At 50.9% G+C, this 20052-nt stretch carries 31 protein-coding genes, 1 pseudogene and 1 riboswitch; of the genes and pseudogenes, 20 read left to right on the top strand and 12 right to left on the bottom strand.

Going from position 1 to position 20052, the window contains the following annotated elements; translation table 11 throughout:
- Window positions 1-23 precede the first annotated feature (23 nt).
- A riboswitch (cyclic di-AMP (ydaO/yuaA leader) is annotated at window positions 24-174 on the bottom strand.
- Between the two features lie 206 nt (window positions 175-380).
- From ACFO4L_RS11925 to ACFO4L_RS11915, 3 genes are all read right to left on the bottom strand, one after another.
- Window positions 381-1019 carry an MIP family channel protein gene (locus ACFO4L_RS11925; RefSeq protein WP_377909901.1) on the bottom strand — a complete coding sequence of 213 codons (639 nt, stop codon included), beginning with the start codon at window positions 1017-1019 and terminating at the stop codon, window positions 381-383.
- Window positions 1020-1101: 82 nt separating this feature from the next.
- Window positions 1102-1677 (bottom strand): histidine phosphatase family protein, encoded by a 576-nt coding sequence (locus tag ACFO4L_RS11920; protein ID WP_377909900.1) that lies wholly within the window; start codon window positions 1675-1677, stop codon window positions 1102-1104.
- Window positions 1674-2195: a GNAT family N-acetyltransferase gene (locus ACFO4L_RS11915; RefSeq protein WP_377909899.1), complete on the bottom strand. Its 522-nt coding sequence runs from the start codon at window positions 2193-2195 to the stop codon at window positions 1674-1676. The genes ACFO4L_RS11920 and ACFO4L_RS11915 overlap by 4 nt, the downstream gene beginning before the upstream one ends.
- 131 nt (window positions 2196-2326) lie before the next feature.
- Between ACFO4L_RS11915 and ACFO4L_RS11910 the strand changes: the two genes are divergently transcribed.
- Genes ACFO4L_RS11910 through ACFO4L_RS11885 form a run of 6 tightly spaced genes read left to right on the top strand, consistent with a single transcriptional unit; the run spans window position 2327 to window position 4243 of the window.
- Window positions 2327-2677 carry a VOC family protein gene (locus ACFO4L_RS11910; protein ID WP_377909898.1) on the top strand — a complete coding sequence of 117 codons (351 nt, stop codon included), beginning with the start codon at window positions 2327-2329 and terminating at the stop codon, window positions 2675-2677.
- Window position 2678: 1 nt separating this feature from the next.
- Window positions 2679-2873, top strand: a complete 195-nt coding sequence (locus tag ACFO4L_RS11905; protein ID WP_377909897.1) for a hypothetical protein — start codon at window positions 2679-2681, stop codon at window positions 2871-2873.
- A gap of 31 nt (window positions 2874-2904) precedes the next feature.
- Window positions 2905-3081, top strand: a complete 177-nt coding sequence (locus tag ACFO4L_RS11900) for a hypothetical protein (protein ID WP_377909896.1) — start codon at window positions 2905-2907, stop codon at window positions 3079-3081.
- Between the two features lie 19 nt (window positions 3082-3100).
- Window positions 3101-3556: a GNAT family N-acetyltransferase gene (locus ACFO4L_RS11895; RefSeq protein WP_377909895.1), complete on the top strand. Its 456-nt coding sequence runs from the start codon at window positions 3101-3103 to the stop codon at window positions 3554-3556.
- The gene (locus ACFO4L_RS11890; RefSeq protein ID WP_377909894.1) at window positions 3543-4070 is read left to right on the top strand and encodes a GNAT family N-acetyltransferase; all 528 of its coding nucleotides are present in this window, start codon (window positions 3543-3545) and stop codon (window positions 4068-4070) included. Before ACFO4L_RS11895 ends, ACFO4L_RS11890 begins: the two co-directional genes overlap by 14 nt.
- The gene (locus ACFO4L_RS11885) at window positions 4067-4243 is read left to right on the top strand and encodes a hypothetical protein (protein WP_377909893.1); all 177 of its coding nucleotides are present in this window, start codon (window positions 4067-4069) and stop codon (window positions 4241-4243) included. Before ACFO4L_RS11890 ends, ACFO4L_RS11885 begins: the two co-directional genes overlap by 4 nt.
- 48 nt (window positions 4244-4291) lie before the next feature.
- On the opposite strand, the gene ACFO4L_RS11880 is transcribed toward ACFO4L_RS11885, so the two are convergent.
- Complete coding sequence (locus ACFO4L_RS11880) at window positions 4292-5134, bottom strand: alpha/beta hydrolase family protein (RefSeq protein WP_377909892.1); 843 nt, start codon at window positions 5132-5134, stop codon at window positions 4292-4294.
- A 115-nt stretch (window positions 5135-5249) separates the two neighbouring features.
- On the opposite strand from ACFO4L_RS11880, the gene ACFO4L_RS11875 reads away from it, so the two are divergent.
- From ACFO4L_RS11875 to ACFO4L_RS11865, 3 genes are all read left to right on the top strand, one after another.
- Window positions 5250-6512 carry a hypothetical protein gene (locus tag ACFO4L_RS11875; protein ID WP_377909891.1) on the top strand — a complete coding sequence of 421 codons (1263 nt, stop codon included), beginning with the start codon at window positions 5250-5252 and terminating at the stop codon, window positions 6510-6512.
- A 34-nt stretch (window positions 6513-6546) separates the two neighbouring features.
- On the top strand, window positions 6547-6975 hold the full coding sequence (locus ACFO4L_RS11870) for a hypothetical protein (RefSeq protein ID WP_377909890.1): 429 nt from the start codon (window positions 6547-6549) through the stop codon (window positions 6973-6975).
- Between the two features lie 179 nt (window positions 6976-7154).
- Window positions 7155-7574, top strand: a complete 420-nt coding sequence (locus ACFO4L_RS11865; RefSeq protein WP_377909889.1) for a hypothetical protein — start codon at window positions 7155-7157, stop codon at window positions 7572-7574.
- A 76-nt stretch (window positions 7575-7650) separates the two neighbouring features.
- Here ACFO4L_RS11865 and ACFO4L_RS11860 read toward each other — a convergent pair whose 3' ends face one another.
- Entirely contained in the window at window positions 7651-7848 is a 198-nt protein-coding gene (locus ACFO4L_RS11860) for a hypothetical protein (RefSeq protein WP_377909888.1), read from the bottom strand.
- A 157-nt stretch (window positions 7849-8005) separates the two neighbouring features.
- Between ACFO4L_RS11860 and ACFO4L_RS11855 the strand changes: the two genes are divergently transcribed.
- The 3 genes from ACFO4L_RS11855 to ACFO4L_RS11845 are packed head-to-tail and all read left to right on the top strand — an operon-like array spanning window position 8006 to window position 10344.
- Window positions 8006-8827: a DUF368 domain-containing protein gene (locus tag ACFO4L_RS11855; protein WP_377909887.1), complete on the top strand. Its 822-nt coding sequence runs from the start codon at window positions 8006-8008 to the stop codon at window positions 8825-8827.
- A gap of 13 nt (window positions 8828-8840) precedes the next feature.
- Window positions 8841-9968 (top strand): N-methyl-L-tryptophan oxidase, encoded by a 1128-nt coding sequence (solA, locus tag ACFO4L_RS11850; RefSeq protein WP_377909886.1) that lies wholly within the window; start codon window positions 8841-8843, stop codon window positions 9966-9968.
- The gene (locus ACFO4L_RS11845) at window positions 9958-10344 is read left to right on the top strand and encodes a hypothetical protein (protein WP_377909885.1); all 387 of its coding nucleotides are present in this window, start codon (window positions 9958-9960) and stop codon (window positions 10342-10344) included. Before solA ends, ACFO4L_RS11845 begins: the two co-directional genes overlap by 11 nt.
- 123 nt (window positions 10345-10467) lie before the next feature.
- Here ACFO4L_RS11845 and ACFO4L_RS11840 read toward each other — a convergent pair whose 3' ends face one another.
- From ACFO4L_RS11840 to ACFO4L_RS11810, 7 genes and pseudogenes are all read right to left on the bottom strand, one after another.
- Entirely contained in the window at window positions 10468-10695 is a 228-nt protein-coding gene (locus ACFO4L_RS11840; protein ID WP_377909884.1) for an SHOCT domain-containing protein, read from the bottom strand.
- Window positions 10696-10726: 31 nt separating this feature from the next.
- Window positions 10727-11095: pseudogene (locus ACFO4L_RS11835) on the bottom strand (peroxiredoxin family protein); the annotation flags it as partial.
- A gap of 12 nt (window positions 11096-11107) precedes the next feature.
- Window positions 11108-11245: a hypothetical protein gene (locus tag ACFO4L_RS11830; protein WP_377909883.1), complete on the bottom strand. Its 138-nt coding sequence runs from the start codon at window positions 11243-11245 to the stop codon at window positions 11108-11110.
- A gap of 35 nt (window positions 11246-11280) precedes the next feature.
- Window positions 11281-11895, bottom strand: a complete 615-nt coding sequence (locus ACFO4L_RS11825; protein ID WP_377909882.1) for a flavodoxin family protein — start codon at window positions 11893-11895, stop codon at window positions 11281-11283.
- Window positions 11896-11919: 24 nt separating this feature from the next.
- On the bottom strand, window positions 11920-12360 hold the full coding sequence (locus ACFO4L_RS11820) for an OsmC family protein (RefSeq protein WP_377909881.1): 441 nt from the start codon (window positions 12358-12360) through the stop codon (window positions 11920-11922).
- Window positions 12361-12460: 100 nt separating this feature from the next.
- Complete coding sequence (locus ACFO4L_RS11815) at window positions 12461-13162, bottom strand: Crp/Fnr family transcriptional regulator (protein ID WP_377909880.1); 702 nt, start codon at window positions 13160-13162, stop codon at window positions 12461-12463.
- Window positions 13163-13317: 155 nt separating this feature from the next.
- Entirely contained in the window at window positions 13318-14562 is a 1245-nt protein-coding gene (locus tag ACFO4L_RS11810; protein ID WP_377909879.1) for a metal ABC transporter solute-binding protein, Zn/Mn family, read from the bottom strand.
- Between the two features lie 145 nt (window positions 14563-14707).
- Here ACFO4L_RS11810 and ACFO4L_RS11805 point away from each other — a divergent pair, with 145 nt between their 5' ends.
- The 8 genes from ACFO4L_RS11805 to ACFO4L_RS11770 all read left to right on the top strand — a co-directional run bounded on the left by ACFO4L_RS11805 (window position 14708) and on the right by ACFO4L_RS11770 (window position 20052).
- Window positions 14708-14956 (top strand): STM3941 family protein, encoded by a 249-nt coding sequence (locus ACFO4L_RS11805; RefSeq protein ID WP_377909878.1) that lies wholly within the window; start codon window positions 14708-14710, stop codon window positions 14954-14956.
- Window positions 14957-14995: 39 nt separating this feature from the next.
- Window positions 14996-15229 carry a hypothetical protein gene (locus tag ACFO4L_RS11800; protein ID WP_377909877.1) on the top strand — a complete coding sequence of 78 codons (234 nt, stop codon included), beginning with the start codon at window positions 14996-14998 and terminating at the stop codon, window positions 15227-15229.
- A gap of 698 nt (window positions 15230-15927) precedes the next feature.
- Window positions 15928-16182, top strand: coding sequence for a hypothetical protein (locus ACFO4L_RS11795; RefSeq protein WP_377909876.1), 255 nt, complete (start codon window positions 15928-15930; stop codon window positions 16180-16182).
- A complete protein-coding gene (locus ACFO4L_RS11790) occupies window positions 16179-18284 on the top strand; it encodes a helix-turn-helix transcriptional regulator (RefSeq protein ID WP_377909875.1) in 2106 nt (701 codons plus the stop codon). The genes ACFO4L_RS11795 and ACFO4L_RS11790 overlap by 4 nt, the downstream gene beginning before the upstream one ends.
- A gap of 255 nt (window positions 18285-18539) precedes the next feature.
- A complete protein-coding gene (locus ACFO4L_RS11785) occupies window positions 18540-18911 on the top strand; it encodes a DUF192 domain-containing protein (protein ID WP_377909874.1) in 372 nt (123 codons plus the stop codon).
- Window positions 18912-18945: 34 nt separating this feature from the next.
- Window positions 18946-19125 (top strand): Flp family type IVb pilin, encoded by a 180-nt coding sequence (locus tag ACFO4L_RS11780; RefSeq protein WP_377909873.1) that lies wholly within the window; start codon window positions 18946-18948, stop codon window positions 19123-19125.
- Between the two features lie 85 nt (window positions 19126-19210).
- Window positions 19211-19666, top strand: a complete 456-nt coding sequence (locus ACFO4L_RS11775) for an A24 family peptidase (protein WP_377909872.1) — start codon at window positions 19211-19213, stop codon at window positions 19664-19666.
- Window positions 19663-20052 (top strand): TadE/TadG family type IV pilus assembly protein, encoded by a 390-nt coding sequence (locus ACFO4L_RS11770; protein ID WP_377909871.1) that lies wholly within the window; start codon window positions 19663-19665, stop codon window positions 20050-20052. The genes ACFO4L_RS11775 and ACFO4L_RS11770 overlap by 4 nt, the downstream gene beginning before the upstream one ends.

Below are 20052 nucleotides of genomic sequence, written 5' to 3'. Positions count from 1 at the left end.
AGGCGGGCATAAGAAACAGCCTTTCTTCCTCGATCATCACGCTTACGGGGTCAGCTGTCGGATTCGGGATCGGAAGTATCCCTTCGCAGGCTTCTGCGATTCACCCCTAGGCTCTATAAGCCGTTCATCATGTGGGTCCCCCGCGCGCATCATGCGCTTCAGCGGTCTAAAAGGCCGAAATGGTCGTGTGATGAGATAAACCTACGCCTGTTACTGATAAAAGTCAATATTTGTGATAAAAGTGGATAAATTCTGAAAATTTGACGCAAGAAGGTATATAAATAAGTAGAAACTAAAGGAGGAGAGCGAAGCAAAACCAGGTGCAAACGGCGAAGGAGCTGCTCCGGGCAGAAGCAGCTCCAACTATTTTTAAGAATCGGCTAATCCTGCAGCAGCCGATAGACAATGACAGCGAGCAGCGCTCCGAGCACTGTTGCAGTCAGATAAATCCACAGGTGCTCAAGCGTTCCGGACGCGAGTGCGGGACCGAGTGAGCGCGCCGGGTTCATCGAGGCACCGCTGATTGGACCAGCGAACATCGCCTCCAGCCCGACCGTTGCCCCGATTGCGATGCCGGCGAAGCTTTTAATCGCCTTCGCATGTACAGCTGAAGCGGCGATGACGAGCATGAGAATGAACGTTAAAATGATTTCAAGGATGAACGACTGCTCAGGTGCATAGGCAGGCAGCGTCGCCCCGAGGTCCGCGACGTTTCCGAACAGGGCAAGCAGCGTCAAGCTTGCGGCAGTCGCACCGCCTGCCTGAGCCGCAATGTACGGAAGCACGCTTTTTCCGGGAAAGGTACGCATCGCCCAGAAGCCGATTGTTACCGCGGGGTTAAAATGGGCCCCGGATATATGACCAAACGTATAAATAAGCGCCATGACGACGAGTCCGAACGTAAGCGCGATTCCGACATGTGTAATGGCGCCGGTTAATTCATTGACGACCACGGCTCCTGTACCGGCGAATACAAGAATATAGGTACCGACAAATTCCGCCGTTAAATATTGTCTCATCTCAGCAAGCCTCCAGCATCGAGTGTGTATATAAGCATTCGTTTATATTCTGTCGCAGAGCTGAAGAGAAGTCAACCGGTAATTAGATGAATGTTGTCCATATGCCTGTTTCACCGAGAAAATCGTTTCGTGTGATCCGTTCCCCCGTTATATACTGACGATAGGCAGCAATCGTTCCGTCATGAGAAAACAGCCATACTTGTTCTGCCTGAGTCGAGCGGCACCACGTAAGCAGCTTCTCACAGTGCAGATAAAACGTCGGCTCCGGCATCGTATTCAGAGATCCGCGCCAAAGCAGCGGATCTGTTTCTGGCATCAGCAGCCACTGCGGAAAATCTTCGCTTATATGCTGTTTGGGAAGCAGCCGGTCACACGGAAGCGTGCGGCCGAGTGAAGGCACTGGAAAGACCCTCGGACCAATGAACGGTGTGACAACGTGTTCCACATCGCCAGGTGAGACGATCGAAGCGGTTTCCAGCGTTCGCCGAGTCGGGCTGCTTACAATAACGTCAGGCGGTGCCGCTTCAGAAAGAACAATGCGAAGGTCAGCCGCCTGCTGCACCCCGAGCTTCGTCAGGCGGGGATGCTCCAGCTGCAGACTATCCGGAGGGCGCAGCGTATGAGCTCCTTCACCGTGGCGAATAAAGGAAAGTTTCATAGATGCACCTTCTTTGAGGAACGGTCAGAACAAAGAGTACGGTAAACGACGTGCTCCACGTCGTTACGATAAAAGGTAGAGTGAAGGGTCATGCCAATTTTCTCAGCCGTTCGTCTGGAGGCAGCGTTGTCAGAAGTCATATAGGAATAAACAGCAGGAAGCTGAAGCGTCGAACATGCATATTGTCTAAACAAGGCGGCGGCTTCAGAGCCATATCCATATCCCTGATGGTCGCGGTGTATATGGTAGCCAATTTCAGGAAGCCATTCCCCTTCGATCATCTGATAGGTGATGCCGCAGTCCCCGATCATGGCATTGCTAGCTTTAATCTGAACGGCATATAAACCGACACCTTCCTGATACAACTTTTGACTGCGGGCCATCCAGTCTTGGCACATCTGTCTAGAAAACGGGCGCGGGTAAAAAGCCATCGTAGTTGGATCACCGAGTATATCGATAAGCCAGTCAATGTCTTCTCCGATAAACGGACGAAGGATCAGTCTCTCGGTTTCGAACATGCATATCCCTCCTTAGTAATAGTAAATCAATAAAAGGAATCTATGAAAAGGTCCTGTTTTCCTGGAGAAATCGCTTTCAGCTGCATAGTTTGATAAACTGGGTAAAATCAGGTTCGAAAGGAGTGGGGTTTATGAAGACGAAATTAGCGCACGTGCGAATTAACGTGAAGGATTTGGAGCGAGCGGTTCATTGGTATACGAGAACACTTGGATGGAAGGTGGAAACCGAGTGGCCGAGGGAAAAGCCGAACTACGTGCACTTTGAAGCAGCCGACGGAGCTGTTTTTGCCTTAATGGAGAACGAGGACTTTCCATCTGCCGGACGCTTTAACTTTCATGCTGAGGATGTTGACTCGCTTTGGGGCAAGTTGAAAAATCAGGTACGGGTTCTGGAGCCGCTGTTTGAAACTGAGTACGGGTCGCGCAAATTTACGATTCAGGATCCGGATGGTAACGAGCTCGGTTTCGTTCAGGAGCAGTAACATGGGGATGTTTGGCGCGGTCGTCGGTATTCTCGGCCTGCTCGTGCTGGGGATTCTGATTGCCGCCCTTCGCTTACTCGTTAAACAAGAGGAAGCAGCCGTTTCAGCGGAAGGCAAAGAGCGTACGAAGCTCGTGATTGGAGCGGCTTTTGCCTTTCTCGCGCTGGTTGGATTAGCCGGTCTCCTCTGGTGGTAAAGAAAGAGGACATGGAAAGGGGGCGCAGGTCATGCTGACAGCTGCCGTTATCATTGCGGTATTCGTACTTATCGGACAAAGTGTTCTGCTTCTCATTCTGCTGAAAGCAGTGAAGCAGCACTTCCGTGAACAACAGATTCTGCAGGAGCAGATGGTGTATCAGCTCGTTCATCTGCGGGAAGAATGGAAGGATAAACAGCAGATTTGATGACAGAGGGGGAACCAGTGTGGAAAAAGACGTTCGGATCAGACGGTCACAGCCTCAGGATGCAGAAGCACTGCAAAAGCTGATGCATGAGTATATTACCTTGTTTTACGAACAGACAGAGCCCGATCCAAAGCAGACTGCAGAGGTAATCAAGCGATTAATGGAGGATGAAGCGTTCGGCGTGCAGTTCGTCGCGGAAACGGACGACGGTCTTGCCGGATTTGCCACGCTGTACGTGAGCTTCAGCACGTTAAAAATGAAGCCGCAGGCGATTATGAATGACCTGTACGTGACGGCTGACATGCGCGGCGGCAAGGTCGGGGAAAAGCTGTTTACCGCGTGCGTGGATTTTGTGCGCGACGGCGATTATGCGTCGCTCGTCTGGGAAACCGCAGCGGACAACGAGCCGGCACAGGCATTTTACGCAAAAATGGGCGGAGCGTTATCGGAGTGGCTGCATTATGAAATCAGCTGATACACTAACCATTCGTCCGTTCACGGCAGAGGATGATGCGACGTTAATCAGCTGGATCACGTCGCCGGAAATGCTCGTGCAGTGGGCAGGAACGACGTTTAGCTTCCCGCTTACCTCGCTGCAGCTGGAGGAATACCGGAAGGAACCGGACAGCATTATCTGGAGCGCTGAAAAAGAAGGGCGGCTGATCGGCCACCTGGCGCTTCGAAAAATAGATCACACGCACAACAGCGCCAGAATCGGTAAAGTCATCGTAGGCGTGCCGGAAGAACGAGGCCGTGGCTATGCCGGACAGATGGTGTCACACGCCCTATCCACAGCATTTGAAGACCTGCAGCTTCATCGGGTCAGCCTCGGCGTATTTGATTTTAATGCGGCCGCCATTCATGCGTATCGGAAGCTCGGTTTTCATTACGAAGGCACGTACCGCGACTTTCGCAAAGTCGGCGATACATATTGGAACTTAATTGAAATGAGCATGCTGGAAGACGAATGGAGGGAACGGAACGCGTGAAGTACCCATCAATAGCAGCGTTAGCGATCATCGCAGTGTTTCTGCTGGTTAACGGCGTCGTCTTTTTCACGACTTCGTCCGAGACTGCCCAGCTGCTCGTGCTGCTTTCATCGGTCGCCTTTTTCGGGCTGCTGCTGATCGGAGTAAAGAAGCGGAATGAGCAAAAATCGTAAGGAGAAGAGGCTTTCCGCAGAGCATGTTGCAGAAAGCCTTTTCGTTGTTTAGTGACGTTCGAACCAGTCGAGTATCTCTACCTGCGCAGCATCCCAGTTTTCCTGCACGCTGTGATCATCCCCTTCATAGGTGAGCAGCGAGGACTCCTGCCCGGCGGCATTCATCGCTTCGTGCAGCTTTTCGGCCTGTTCAACCGGGACCTGTTCATCTGCCTCGCCGTGGAGAAGGAGGAGCGGTGCGTTGATCTCTTCTGCCCAATGAACAGCTGACCGTTTTTCATACTCCTCCGGCACCTCATCGGGAACACCGATCAGTTCAGCGAGCAGCGGCCGCATTTCGGGACGATCGTTTTCATACAGCTCGCGGATATCAGTCGCTCCTCCCACGACAGCAGCGGCCTGGATGTCCATGCCTTCTTGGATGGCCCGGGTCGTCATCATGCCTCCTCTGGAAAAGCCGAGCATATAGATCTCATCTGCGTCGGCGAAAGCGAGCTCTTCCGCAACGTGTGCCAGCTGCAGCACGTCGTGCACATCGTCCCCGCCAAATTCATCCTCGCCTTCGCTGTTGCCGCCCTCCCGGTACTGGCTCGCAATCACCGTGTAGCCCTGATCGGCCCAGTAGCTGTGAAAAAAGGCGAGTTCATCGTGCGTCACTTCACCAAAGCTTCGATTTCCGCCTCTATTAATGATCAGCGTCGGTGCCGGTTCTTCATCCGCACTGACCACATACCCATCAATCAGATAGCCGTCGCTTTCATATGTAATCTCCCAGGCGTTTACGTCAACATCACTTGAGAAATCCGGTATTTCCTGTTTGTCTGTGATGACCTCTTCTGTGGAGCAGGCTGAAACTAGCAGCACTGCAAGGACAAGTAACGATGATTTCATAACGGCCTCCTTTCGTATAACTACGTAATGAAGACGGAAGCGGTTTCAATAAACTGCCAATTTATTGAAACGTGTATGTACACTTCCCGTCTAACACGATAAGAGGAGGGTTTCCATGAAAAAGGGAATCATTGCGGCCATGTTGATACTGACGGCCTGTGGCGAAAGCGAGGAATCAGCTGGAGTAGCGGGAGAAAGCAGTGAGCCTGATTATACGACTGTAAACGTTCCGGCAGAAAACCGGGAAGCACTGCTGGACGTGATGCGCACCTGGAGCGAAGAGGAACTGGACGAGGACGGCGGATTGTTTCTCGCCTCCGACAGTTCAGCCGGAGCGGCGGCAAATGGAAGCGTCGTGCAGCAGGTGGCAGCCGATGATGTATCAGCCGCAGCAGAATCGCTGACGACGCTCGCTGAAACACTGGAGTCAGGTAACGAACAGACTGTTTATTTACAGAGCGTGCCCTATAGCGAAGACGAGCTGAAGCAGCTGGCGGAACGATTTACGGAAGAGGCCGGAAACTGGTACAATCACGGTGCCTTAATCGACGTCGTTTCGTCGATTCGCAATCAGGAAATGGACGTGCGCGTCACGTCTATGGATGCAGTGGATGAAGCTGCGATCAGGGCAAACCTCGGCTCAATTTCCTTTATAAACTGGCACGAAGCGCACTCCAACGAACGGGATGATGCAAACGTTCCGGTCGAAGCCCCTGACTATACCGGCACGGTGACAGAGATCGATGACGACTATTTCATGACGATTGACGACGAGAACGATGTCGATGTGATGGACGGGGACATCATGAAAGAAGGTGAGGAGCAGCTGCCGTCCGATATACTGGAAACAGGGGACGAGGTGGAAGTGTGGATAGGCGGTGCACCGAGCATGCGGGATGAGGCGTATGACGCAGTGATTGCCGTGCATGTGCTCACAGATGAGACAGAAGAACGATTGCCGACAGTGGACCATGAATCGTGGAGCGCTCTGCTTGAGGGTGAGACGAAAGTGACAATGCATCCTGACGGAGGCGAGCCGGACCGTGCGGCAATTGTGCATGAGCCAGAACCGCTTGCCGAAAGCCTGCGAATTCCGGGAGATCTGGATCCGGAAGAGACTCCTTTTCTTGCTGTCGTTACAGGTAAGTCCGGATCATGTGCGGTCGAACCTACTGAAATTCGCGTGTTTGAAAGCGGACTCGCCGAGCTGCATCCGGATCCGGCAGAGGGGCACGAGGGTTGCACCGACGACTATAATCCGTACACGCTGATCATTCCGATGCAGCCTGATGTGGCAGACAGGATTGAGCACGTGCAGCCGGCACCAGTCAGCGGACATTCGGAGCTGCCTGTTGAAGAGCCCGGCACCCTGTATTAACAAGTGCGTGTAAATGAAAGGAAGGAGAGGATACATGGTGAGGTTGTTATTTATAGCCGGCGCGATAATGCTCGCCGGCTGTGCAGCGGACGATCTGCGTGTTTATGAGTGGCAGCAGTCTTCAGATCATTGGGAGCTGCAAGTTTCCGTTGAAGAACTGGCAGCCGGTGACGATCAAGGGGAAGAAGTGCTTATTACAGCTGAGTATAGGAATGAATCAGCGGTTGCAGAAAATGTACGGATCACCTCGCTCTCCGCAGAATTGGATCAGAATGAAATGGCCTCTTCCTCAGTCGATGAAGTGGAGGCAGGCGAGACAGTGGAGCAGGAACGGAGAGGAAGCGCTCAGAATCCCGCCTTTTTAGGAAGTATTGTAAACGAAGAACCGATCATCATCACCCTGGACTGGCATGAAGCAGGAGAAGCGCGTCAGGAAACATTTCAGTTTCAGTTGGGAGAATGATAATGACGTCACATAGGAACAACGTAAAAACAGGCTCCCGTCAAATGATGACCGGGGGCCTGTCGCTTGTATTTAGCCCTTAAACTGCCTGCGGAGAATCAATCCACAATGATTAGGGTATAAGAACATTATCTATTGAAACGAAAAGAGTGGATTGAAAGCAGAAATGAGGGAGTTAAATGAGCTTATTTGCTCGGTTTAGAAAAAAGAAACAGCCACTAATGTCAAAACAGGCAGAGCAGGAACCATACTGGCTGCTTTGCACAGATGAAAGAGATTGCAGAGAGCCTGTTTGGGAACAAATCCAATCCGCTGTCAGAGAAGCGGGAGACGGCTATGCGACGTTTGTGCCGTTATCTTATGTATATACCGATAAAGCAATTGAAACATTGCAAACGATTGTCGATAATCAGTGCTACCGTATAGAAGCTTTGGCACCGGTGCATGCTGCCGAGCACGGTCAACGGTTTGTGATAAATGACTTATCAGAAGAAAAGACGCTTTCACTCTTCAACGAATTTTTCAGTACAAACAACTTACCGGTGTTCACAGCTGGACAGTTGAAAAATTGTGAAAACCCCATTCGCGCTTTGACGTAATTGAAGAAGAATTCATAGCAAATAATAAAATGAAGCTAACGAAAAAAGCGCCTTTCCAAGGGCGCTTTTTTGTTCCTTATGTATGGTCTTTCAGCGAAGCAGCAGGGAACACGAATACATTGATGAGCAGCACAGCGCCGAGGGCAATGTAAATCAGCGGTGTCAGTGAAAACGTTCCGCCGAGGAATTCTGCTGAGGCTGCGTAAAATCCGACGATCAACAGAAGCGCTCCGAAAACAGCGTTTGCTTTACCAAACAGTGTCAGCTTATTCATACTGATCTCCTTACTGAAGGTATTGGAATGACTGAGATTCCGAATCCAGTATACCATCAAATGCTGATGACGTCCGCATGAAAAAATTGGATGAGGAAACTGAATGGAAAAAAGGTGTGCTACAATGAGCTGGAAAAGATTTCTGGGAGGCGGAGGAATGAGAGGTTTGTGGTGGAAAGGAGTGGCCGTAGGAGTGACAGAAACCGTGCCGGGGATTAGCGGGAGCACGGTGGCCATGATCGTGGGTATTTATGAGAGACTAATCGCTTCGCTGAGCATGCTGTCAACGAAAGATCGGCATAAGGCGATTCCGTTTTTAGCGGTATTTGGATTTGGCATGGTGACGGGGCTGCTCGGAGCGATCTGGACAGTTGATCATTTGCTTCAAACCTATAGAACGCCAACCTTACTCTTTTTTGCAGGAATCATCACCGGTTTTTTACCTGGACTCGTAAAAGAAACGGCAGCGATGGGAAAAGGAATTCGAGTCAAAGAAGCAGGGTGGATTTTTGCAGGAATTGCTGCTGTTATAGTCTTGCAAGCAGCAGGAGGAAGAATCATGTTTGAAACAGAAGGCAGTACGTGGGTAAACTATCTATTCCTAGGATTGGCCGGAATAGCTGCCAGCACAGCGCTTGTCCTGCCTGGAATGAGCGGTGCACTTATTTTAACGATTCTCGGTGTGTACGAAACGGCGACATCGGCTGTTTTGCAACTGAATTTCTCTGTCTTGCTGCCAATCTCAGCAGGAGTTATAACGGGGCTGCTCGTCATTAGCAGACTTGTTAAAGCAGCTCTTACAAACCATCCTTTTCGTACATATTTGCTCATCACAGGCCTCGTAACGGGCTCTCTGTATGCACTCGGTGTCAATCTCGAAGCCTCAGCACCAGCAGTGTGGCTGGCTTCAGGTGTTACATTTACAGCTGGAGCTGCAGGAATGCTGTTTATCGCGAATCTATCCTTAACTAAAACATAACAGGAGGCTTCTCATGGTTGATTTGATCATTATCGGCGCGGGAACGATGGGGCTTGCGGCTGGCTATACGGCAGCGAAAGCTGGGAAAAGCGTGGTGATGTTAGATGCGGACGATCCGCCGCATACATCCGGCAGTCACCACGGCGATACTCGGATGATCCGGCTCGCCTATGCAGAAGGGGCACAGTACGTGCCGTTTATACTGCGGGCAAAATCACTTTGGGAGGAGCTGGAGCATGCGACGGGAGAAGAGCTGTACGTGAAAACAGGAGTGCTTGGAGCAGGAAAAAAAGATGGGGCGTTCGTGAATCAAATGATCGATAGTGCCCGTGAATACAACCTTCCGCTCGATGTTCTTACCGCTGAGGAGGCTAACGCACGCTGGGAGGGCCTCGCGCTTCCGGCTGATTATGCGGGCTGCTATGAACCGGAGGGAGGCGTTATCTACGCTGAAAAAGCGCTTCGCGTTTACAGGCGGGAGGCAGTCGCAGCCGGGGCAAAGCTTTATACACACACGACTGTGCAAACAGTTGAACCATCGGCGGATTATGTGACTGTGGTGACAAACCGCGGCAGCTTCACCGGGAAGCATCTGATTGTGTCTGCCGGATCGAGGAGCGGAGCTGTTTTAAAGCAGCTTGGGCTGCGAATCCCGCTGCAGCCTATTCGTAAAACGTTTTCCTGGTATGAAGCCGATGAAGCGCTTTACTCAGCAAACGTATTTCCAGGATTTGCGATGGAAACAGCGGACGGAACGTTTTACGGGTTTTCAAGTGTCGATGAGGCAGGAATCAAGCTGGGTCGCCACGACGGCGGGGAAGCGGTCGATCCGGAGCAGCTGCTCGCTCCTTTTCAGGCAGCGGAAAGCGCAGACGCATCAGCTTTTCTAAGCCGGTTCCTGCGACAGTCCGGAAAATTCAAGTATGGCAACACGTGTTTGTATACGATGACGCCGGACGGAAGCTTTGTCATCGACCGTCATCCGCAGTTTCCTCACATCGCAGTTGCAGCTGGCTTTTCCGGGCACGGGTTTAAATTCGAGCCGGCAGTAGGAGAAGCGCTCGTGCAGCTCGTCGAAGGCAGCGGTACGACAATGGATCTCACTTCGTTTACGCTAGGGCGGTTTTCAGATGAAGGCTGACACGTTTATCAGAATCAGTTACATATGTGCGCTCGCCTTTCCGCTGCCAATGCTGCTCATTTATCTCGACTATGGAAGCCGTTTTTACGATTGGTCTGTTCCAGGTGTATTTCGTCATATCATGGGCATGATGGTCATCAGCACGGCGGCAGCATTCCTGCTCGCACGGTGGGGAAGAAAGCAGCCGCCCGTTATAACGGCGGCCGGGATCGTGCTTTTATGTACGGTTACGTTTGTAACGGGACCGCTGCTGATGGAGGATAGCTTCTGGTTCGCACCGCTGAGCCGCAACGCCCTGCTCGGCATAGCGACCGGGCTCTATGCATCGGTTTTCATCCTTATGTGGCTGCCGATGTACCAGCGCACCGTCCGTTGAAAAGGGGATTTAATTTGTCTGACAGGAGATGCCTGAACGATTCCCGTGAAGTCAAACACAAATGAGGCTGATGCACAGTATCAGAGCATCAGCCTCATGGCGTTTTCTGTATTAAACAAACTGTTAATCTTCCAGCATCAGTTTCTTGCGTCGGTATTCCTGATCTGTCAGTTCGCCTTTGGCGTAACGTTCGTCCAATATGGCAATATCGTTGCGGCTTTCTCTTTTAGACCGGGAACTGCTGCGAACCACCGATACGATAGCGACGATGGCAGCGATGACGATTATAATTCCCAGAATCATCACGAGCGATCCGCCCATTCCCGGCATCAGGGACTGGTCCATTGGCATATCATCTTCTCCTTCTCCATAAGCCGTGCTCTCAGGTGGAGCGCGATTTCAAGTTTTTTCGAATATAGCTGACGATTTTTCGCAGTTCTTTCGCATTTGGTCTGCCGAACGGACTCGTCTGCTTTTGAACATACATCAGCTCGTTGTATTCGTTTAACAGGAAAACGGCAGGTTCTCCGTGCGTACCTTCATCCTCATACGGATCTCTCTGGTCATCGTGCTTAAACACGCCATAGGACTCCAACAGCTCAAACTGTTCGTCGGCCAAAACAGGGAATGGATAGCCGTTGTCCTCCTTCCATGTCGTTAATGCCTCAAGCCGGTCTGAGGATACAGTGGTGAAGTGAACATCATGCTTATCAAAGTAGCTTTTATTCTGCGTAAGATCATCCAGATCTTGTTTGCAGGCTGGTCACCAGGAACCGCGGAAATAAATAATAAACCGCCAGCCTTCCCGCTCCTTCTGGTCATGGGACAACGTGTAGCTTTCTCCGGATGCTTCCGGCAGCGTGAAGTCTGGCAAACGCTCGCCTAATTTCCATTCACTCATCGTTTAGTTCTCCTTTCATGATCCGAATTAAGGTGCTAGTTGCGAATGTTTCCCTCCGCCGGGATCGGCCGCTGCTGCAGCATTCGGGCGAAATGAACCAGGTTGTAAGACATGATTCTCGTATTTCGGATTGTAAAGTCATTGTTTCGCCCGGTTTCTAAATAAGAAGGACCTGGTCCCGCTTCACCGACCCAGTAGGCATCCACATTCGGCGGAATGGTAAACCCAATGTGAGAGAGGCCGTAAAGAATCGATTTAGCCGATTCTTTCGCCCCGTCTTCATTGCCTGTTACAACAGCACCGCCGACTTTATTGTAATAAATCGACTGCCCGTGCTCATTCCAATCCCCGCTTGCCGCATACAGCCGCTCCATCGCAAGCGTCGTCAAGCTGCTTTTTTCACCGATCCATATCGGCGTAGCGACAATTAAAATCGGCGCTTCCAGCACCTTTTGCAGGATCAATGGCCACTCATCGCCGTCACCCATATCTTTCTCCATCCCAGGAAAGATCCGGTAATCAGCGAGCCGGATCTCTTCCGTTTCCACACCAAGCTTTTTAAACCATGCCGCGGCCTCATCAAGAAGGCCGGACGTATGCGAAAGGGTGGGGGAAGGTTTCAACGAGCCGTTCAAAAAGAGTGCTTTCATAAGGCATTCTCCTTCTTAACCGTATCAGGCTTTTTTCCATTCCGCCCGTATTGGAATACCAGCAGCCTCCAGTGTCGTATAAACCGGGCAGCGAGCATCTGTTTTCTGCCTAAGCTCTTCAATCCGCTCATCCGTTTCCGATGTTTTTACGTCTGCTTCGATGGCAACATCGTAAAAATACGGTTTTATATCCGCTTGACCCATCAGCCCGCGCGGGTCGAGTTCGCCGGTTACTCGAAAATCAATTCCCTGAAGATCAAAGTCCATTTCTTTTGCAACCATGTTTGCGATGACGTTCTCACAGCCCGCCAAAGACGCAAGCAGATTCGACAGCGGATCCTGACCCTTATCAGCACCGCCCATGCTTTCCGGCTCGTCAATTACAATCGTATGATCTTTTGCCTGCAGCTCGGATGTCATTCCTTTGGAAGAACCTGTTACTTCAAACGACATTTTTTCACTCATGTTCATCGCCTCCTAAATTGGGTTACCTGCCTCTTTACCCAAAACATGACGATAAAAAAGTAAGCTGACTTACAGGGGCCAGAACAGCTGAACCAGGAGGTCAGTCCTGAATTTGCGTGAAAAGAAGGTCAAGTTCCTGCAGCATAAAATCAGCGTGAATTTTGTATCCGTCCGTCTGCTTTTGCAGCAGACCTTCTTTTTTTAGCTGGCTCATAACAGCGGAAATGGTTTCTCGCGTAGAACCGACCATCAAGGCAATGTCATAGTGGGTCAACTGCATGTGAATCGACTGCCACTGGCCGGACCGCGTTCCTTTTTTTTCGCTCATTTTATTCAGCAGAAAAATTGTCCGGTACCGCACGTCAGCGAGTGCGATTTGTTCACTGATGTCATTGACATCCTTCAGTCTTTCCGACAGAAGATGAATGACCTTGAACGCAACATCCGGTTTTCCAGCCAGAAACTGATCAAATTTATTCCGGTCCATCACGCAGACACAAGACGCACTCAGTGCTTCTGCAAACGTCGTTTCATCCGTCAGCGGCAGTTTGTCTGTCCGGCCGAATACGTTTCCGTCGACGAGTACATCAGACGTAAATTGCCTGCCCTCGTGATTCATACGGTAAAGCCTTACCTGGCCGCGCTTTAAAAAATAGAGTCTTGATTCCTTGTCGTTTGGACTCACGAGCACTTCGCCTTTTGGAACCGTCAACATGTCACTTTCATCGGCAATATAAGCAAGCTCCTCTTTAGCCAGATCCTCGAATATATTAATGTCTGAAAGCAGCTCCAGTTTATTCATCTGCTTTAACCTCCGCTCTGTGTAGTCTTCCCTCTATTAGACCATAAGAAGAGCAGGCTGTAAAAATGGAAGACTGCAATCGACACTCGAATTAGTTAGATTTTGTACAGCAGGAAAAGCCGCTGAAACCTCTCGCGGTTTCAGCGGCTTTTCATTTAGCGCAGTGCCGTATTTAATGTTTCCAGATTTTGTTCCATAATCGTAAAGTAAGAAGCGCCTTCTGCTTCCTCCTCTTCCGTCAGTGATTCGAGGTTATGCAGCTCCAGTGATTCTGCGCCGACCTGCTCTCGAACGGTTTCCGTAATATTTTCCGGAATGTTCTGCTCGAACATCACGTAGTTAATATCATTGTCTTCCATAAATTCAATCGTTTCTTCCATTTGCTGAATGGACGGCTCGTTTGAAGGGGAGAGTCCGGCAATGCCAAGCTGACGGATCCCATACTCTTCTTCCCAGTAGCCATAGCCGGCGTGGGAAACAACAATGATGTCCTGCGTCATGTTGTCAGAAAGCTCGACAAATTGTTCATCCAGCTCTTCAAACTGCGTCAGCAGCTCCTCGTAATTTTCTTCAAACGTATCAGCGGCATCCGGATTCGCTTCGCTCAGCGCGTTTTTAATGTTTTCTGCCTGTTCAGCAGCACGCTTCGGATCAAGCCATACGTGCGGATCTTCATCTCCGTGGCTGTGATCGTGGTCATGGTCGTGGTCATGATCGTCGTTGTTATCATCGTGATTATGACCATGATTGTTGTCATCGTGGTCGTGGTCATGATCGTCGTTGTTATCATCGTGATTATGGCCATGATCGTTGTCATCGTGGTCGTGGTCATGATCATCGTTGTTATCATCATGGTTATGGCCATGATTGTTGTCATCGTGGTCATGATCATCGTTGTTATCATCATGGTTATGGCCATGATCGTTGTCATCGTGGTCATGATCATGATCGTCATCAATGCCGTGGCTGTAAGAAATCAGATCGATTCCTTCAGAGGCTGTGACCATTTCGACATTTTGACCGTCAACAGCATCCTGCACGCTTTCTGTGAACCCTTCGAAATCGACTCCGTTATAAATGAACAGATCCGCTTCTGCGATGTCGATCATCTGACTCGAGGAAGGTTCAAACGTATGTGCATCCGCTCCAGCTGGGACGATGTTTTCCACTTCTACGTAGTCACCGCCAATTTCCTGAGCAAAATACTCAAGCGGGAAGAGCGTTGTTTTTACCGTAATCGGATCCTGATTCTCGGCGGCCTCGTTTTCCTCTTCATTCGTCGCGGCAGAGTTGTTGTTCTCCTCCGCGTTGTTCGTATTATTCTCCGCAGCCTCATTATTACCGCAGGCTGCTAAGAACACAGCCGAAAGCACGATGGCCGACAGTTTTGTTTTTCTCATTTGCTAAATACCCCTTTCGTAACGATTCCGTTTTACTCAACCTGTAGTATACGGAAAACAAGTCGATTTGTAAATCATAATCGTTACGATTGTAAAAAAGAATGAACGATTACGCTACAATGGAAAAGAGAGGAAGTGAGGCTGGTTGGCAGAAGCAATGATTATTTACCATACAAAAACAAAGCTCGTACTTCTTAGCTTTGGTGCATGGCTGTTCGTAGCAGCAGGAGTATTTTTCTATCTCAGTCGGGACATTGATTTAACGTTGATCATGGACCTGCTCGTTTTCTGGATCGGCGTTCCGTTTTTCGCCTTTGCAGGTGTCTATACGGCAAAACGGCTGATAATCAATAAACCTGCCGTCATTATCGACGCAGAAGGCCTCGTTGACTAGGCGTCTGCCGTCGGGGCAGGGCGCGTCTACTGGAAGGAAGTGAGTTCGCTGTTTATTTTTACTTACGGCGGTCAGCGCTTTCTCGGTGTTCGGCTGCAGGAAGGCAACAGTCTGGAACAGAGAATTTCGAAACGGAAAGCTGCGCTTCTGAAACTTAACCGGGAGCTGACCGGGGCTGAAGCGTCAATTCATATTCCGCAGACAGGGCTCGCCGTAAAGCTTGAAGACCTGCTTGCTGAAGCCGAAAAACGGCTTCAGCAAGCAGGTTGTTGACAAAGTCAATCAGCTTACATGATTATTCGATTAATTGTACTTCCCCTCTGATTGCCTTGCCTGCCGCGGGCTTGCTTTAAGCTATATCACAGGGGAAATCCCCTTTGTGAATGGAAGAAGGACAGGCCGGACATGACGGGAAAATGGGTTTGTTTGTTCGAGAAAAACATCCCGAAAGCCAAACGCTGCGGCTTATTGGGTGGATACGCTGACGTACTGGCACCCCCATTCGACGTCAAAACGTTGCCTATATATAGGGTTCATCCATATGGAATACGCTCGTGTTCATCATCACCATGCGTTTCAACCGGACGGGCAGCTGCCAAATTGAAGGACCTCGACTCCAGGAGGAAGCGCTTAGCAGAGGCCGTTCCCTCCGGAAAGCGAGTGTCCGCAGATGCAGGCAGATGCAAGGTTCTTCACCTGGAATTACTTTATCAACACTCTGGCTTGATGAAGCCGAAAAGCGGCTTCATCAGCAGCGGGGAACGTAATGCTCCGTATGCCAAAGATAGGAGTCAGCTTGGATGTAATTAAGAACAGAGGGGGATAGCGTGCAGGAGCAAAAAGTCATTAAACTGAACGTATCCGACAGCATAGAAAACAGGTTGTTAGGAGATTCGTCGCAACTCTTTTTTCCTTAAAAGGAGGAATTCTGTAGGCTTTCGAGAAGACTAACTAGAAAGGAGGTTGTTTTCATGCCGAATCACGAACGTCTCCCCCTACAGGTGGAATGTACGATGCTGTTTCAATCGAACCCCTGCCGGCTTCATTCAGCCGCTGATATTGCCCGCATGCTGCAGTGTCCGTCTGATGAAGTGTTGAGCGTCCTGGAGCTGCTGACGCAAAAAGAAATTGTCCGGCGCATTGAGTATAAAGAAGCACCGGCCTACCGCTATAACGAGCCGGCGGTCTCAGAAGAGATTGACGTGCATCAAGGTGAACGCCTATGATGCCGGATATTCATATCGCAGAAGAAATTTTAGACGTGTATGCGGAGCGGACAGGGCTCACGCTTTTTCTGCTTGATCACAACGGCGCGCAGGTAACGGAGGCCTCCGCCAAAAGTCCGCTCTGTATCGAACTGCTGGACCGTCCGAACGAAGCGTTGCTGCAAGCTTTTCAGGAACGGCTGACCGGCGGACGCTTTCCAAAGCGGGTAATCCCGTACGACATTGCCCCTGGCCTGTATAGTTTAATCATTCCAGTGATGGATAGCGCTTATTTTTTGTGCGCAGGTGTATACATAGAGCCAAATACCGCTTCTACTCTCCCAGAAACGCTCTCGGAGCTGTGCGGCGAAGGACCGTGGCAGCAGCTGACGGCGGAAACGGCTGTCGGCACACTCGAAAAAGAAAAAAAGTGGATGGCCGAAGTGGAAAAAGCGGCCTCGCTGCTGGATAGTTTGAAACGGGAACGCGCCTTTTCCTACGATAATCAAGTGCAGATGATCCGTTCCATCCCGCAGCGCGCCGGCATGGATCGCAGCGCGTTCATCGAGCTGGCGTTTCGAAACAACCCCCAGCTTGATTTCATCGGCCTTGCTGTCGAAGAAGAGGAAGAAACGTTTTGCATCACCGACATGGCAGGGGAAGGCAAAGCGCTGGAAGACTGCCGCTTTGTACTTGGGGAAGGCTTTCTCGGCCGGGCGCTTCTCGCAGACAGAGAAGTCGTCTGGGAGGACATCTCCGATGACACACGCTCTGCATTTTTCCGAGAGTATGACTTCGATCCGACATCGATTTACTGCTACCCGATTACGGAGCGAAGCGGATCCCGGCTCCTCCTTTTCACAGGAACCGTGCAGGGAAGGACGCTGACTGGAGCTGCACTCGAGCAAGGCCAGGTGCTGGCAGCAATTTTAGAGGCGGGCTCCTATACGTCGTCTCTGCAATTGGAGAACCGCCGGCAGATCCACCGGCTGACGTCGTTAGTGGATATTTGCATGACGATGGCTTCTACCGTCGATGTGAAGCGGATCGTCTACATTCTCGTAGATATCAGCATGAGCCTGTCCGGCGGGGCATTTTCGTGTGTGCTGCTCAAGTCAGAGAACTCCGACAAGATGCAGCTCGTCTCCCGCGGCGGGAACCGCGAGAAAATCAGCGCCTATGCCCGTAAAGCCGCAGCCCGTCACTACCGCGAATACAAACCGGCCTCACAGCTTCCGGAAATACACGAAACAGAAGACGGAAGCTGTATCGTGGAATGCCCGCTTGTTCACCGTGGAGAACTGCTCGGAATTCTTTGCGTGAGCTGTGATCACGTAACGCGCAAAGAGTTAGAGGAGCAGCAGACGTTCTTATATACGCTCTCGATCATTGGAGCGGTCAGCCTGCAGCTGGCGAGGCAGAAGGACGAGCATCCAGAAGAGAGGGTCATTTCCGCATTGGAGCGGGCAGTGGCGGAATTTGACTTGGAAAAGCATGCGCAAAGCGTGAAGTTGTTTGAAACGGCAGAAGGCTTCCTGGCCCGGCTGGAGCTTTCTGACAGACGTTCCTATCATATTCTCAGTGCCTGCCGGCTATCTGCCTACAGCCCTGCTTTTCTCGCAGAAGCGCTCAACGAGCAGGAGCCGGTGCGGCTGCTGCAGGAAGCGAGACAGCTGCTGGGAGGGAAGCCCTGGTCCGAAGCAGAGGAAGACAGCCAGCTGACAGCTGTTCTGCTTGCTTATACAGAGTCTGGAGACAGTCTCAAGGCCGTGCGGGCGCTTGGAGAAGAAGAAGGTGTGCTTCATGATTTCTGCGTGTTTATAGAAGAGATTATCATTTCAGAAGAGGAATTTGCGCTGGGCGAAGATGATCAGACGTCGGAGCCCTACAGCCGCATCATCAAAGAACGACTGCCGCTCTCTCCTCGTGAACAGGACGTGCTGGACCTGATTATAAAAGGACAGAACAACCGGGAAATTGCAGCTGCGCTGTTTATCAGCGATCACACCGTTAAAAATCACGTAACGAAAATCTTTCAAAAGCTGCGGGTCACGGACCGGGCTCAGGCGATCTCAAAGGTTTATCAAATGATGTATGAACCGAACAGCGCTCCTGGGCATTAAAGCGCTTATATAAGGAATTTATATCCATTAACAAGAAGCTCTCGTGCCTTTTCATAGGCTGCGGGAGTTTTTGCGTCTTTTGGCACGGGCAAAACGAAATGGGAGCGAAAAGGAAAGCAGTACCTTAAATAGGGGTACGGTCTTAATAAAGGTTCAACAGAGAGAACAGGAGCGGAGGGGGATAGTGTACCCGGGCGGTTCAGCCCATAATAAGCAATGTAAAGCGGATCTCAATTCGACAAAAGGAGGTGGCTCATGATGCAGGTGATCGTCCGGGAAACCGGACGGGTGCTAACCGAAGAAGGAAATACGGCGTATCGGTTCTGGCCCAGATTTAAAGGGCTGATGCTGCAAAAGCAAGTAAGAGCCTTGCACTTACAGCCTTGCAAAAGGGTGCATACGTGGTTCATGCGGGTTCCGATCGACGTTGTCTATCTGGATAAGGATCTCCGCATCACCGGAGTGGAGGCCTCACTCGCGCCATACCGGCTCGGAGCAGCTTTTCCGGGAACGACTTCTGTGCTGGAATTATCGGAAGGCTCGCTTGAAGCGATGCAGCTGGATCCGGGTCAGCACCTCCTTTTGGAAGAAAGAGCTCCGCTGTCAATGTCGTCGCACCATGTTTAAGGAACATACTTAACTAATTGAAGGAGTGGGGAAGATGAAAAACTGGATGCTAGGATTTGTAAGAGAAGAAGATGGACAGGGTATGACGGAGTACGGCTTAATTCTCGGAGGAATCGCCGTCATCGCAATTGCAGTCATCGCACTGCTGACACCGGGGCTGAACGGATTTTTCACCGATCTCGTCGGTCAGATTACGGGTACACTTGGCGGATAAGCACAAGCAGCGAACGAGGCAGTCTCCGTGCTTACGGAGCTGCCTTTTTCACGATATGTAAAACCTCGAGGAAAGGATGGCGGATATGGCGATACTGCTTTTACTTAGTTTGACAGCGGTCTGTGTCTGGACCGATCTCAGCGACCGCAAAATTTACAACAACGTGCTCTTGCCGGTGCTTGCTGCCGCATTTTTGCTGCACGGTCTGCAAGCAGGTCTTTCCGGCTTCGGCTATTCCTTCCTCGGACTTTTTACAGGTCTTGGACTGCTTATCATACCTTATCTGCTGGGGGGAATGGGGGCAGGAGACGTGAAGCTGCTCGGCGTGATCGGTGCGCTCATGGGACCAGCTTTCGTGTTTGATGCTTTTTTATACACTGCGCTCACAGGAGGCTTGATCGCGCTCGTGATCGTATCGATTCGCGGCCGCCTGTTTCGAGCCGGTTGGAACGGGGACCGCTGGCTCAAGGCGTTTCCGTACGGGGTTCCGATAGCCATCGGAACGCTGCTCGCTCTTATGACAGGGGGCGGGACAGGATGATGAAGAAACAATCCGGCCAGTCGATGGTGGAATTCGCCATCATGCTGCCTGTCTTTCTGCTCCTCGTTGTCGGCATCGTCGACTTCGGACGCGTCCTGTACACCCATCTGGAGCTGGAGCTCGTTGCCCAGGAATCAGCAAGGCTAGGCGGATTTGGTGAAACGTCTGCCTACATTGATAAGTTTGCAAAAGCAAAAACGAGCAGAGACAGCGCACTGCTGGAGGTAGACGTGAAGGTTGTACAAGAGCCCGATCCTTCCGTGATGAGAGAAACAGGCAAATATGTCATTGTCACGCTCGAATATCCCGAAGAGTTTTTTGGCATCTTCGGGCAGGCGGCGATTCCTTATACCGTACGTACAAGCTCTACGATTCGGATCGAGTGA

This window comes from Bacillus daqingensis, assembly GCF_042654445.1.
In the GTDB taxonomy this organism is placed as follows: Bacteria; Bacillota; Bacilli; order Bacillales; family Salisediminibacteriaceae; genus Alkalicoccus; species Alkalicoccus luteus.
This window is presented reverse-complemented; position numbering and strand designations above follow the sequence as displayed.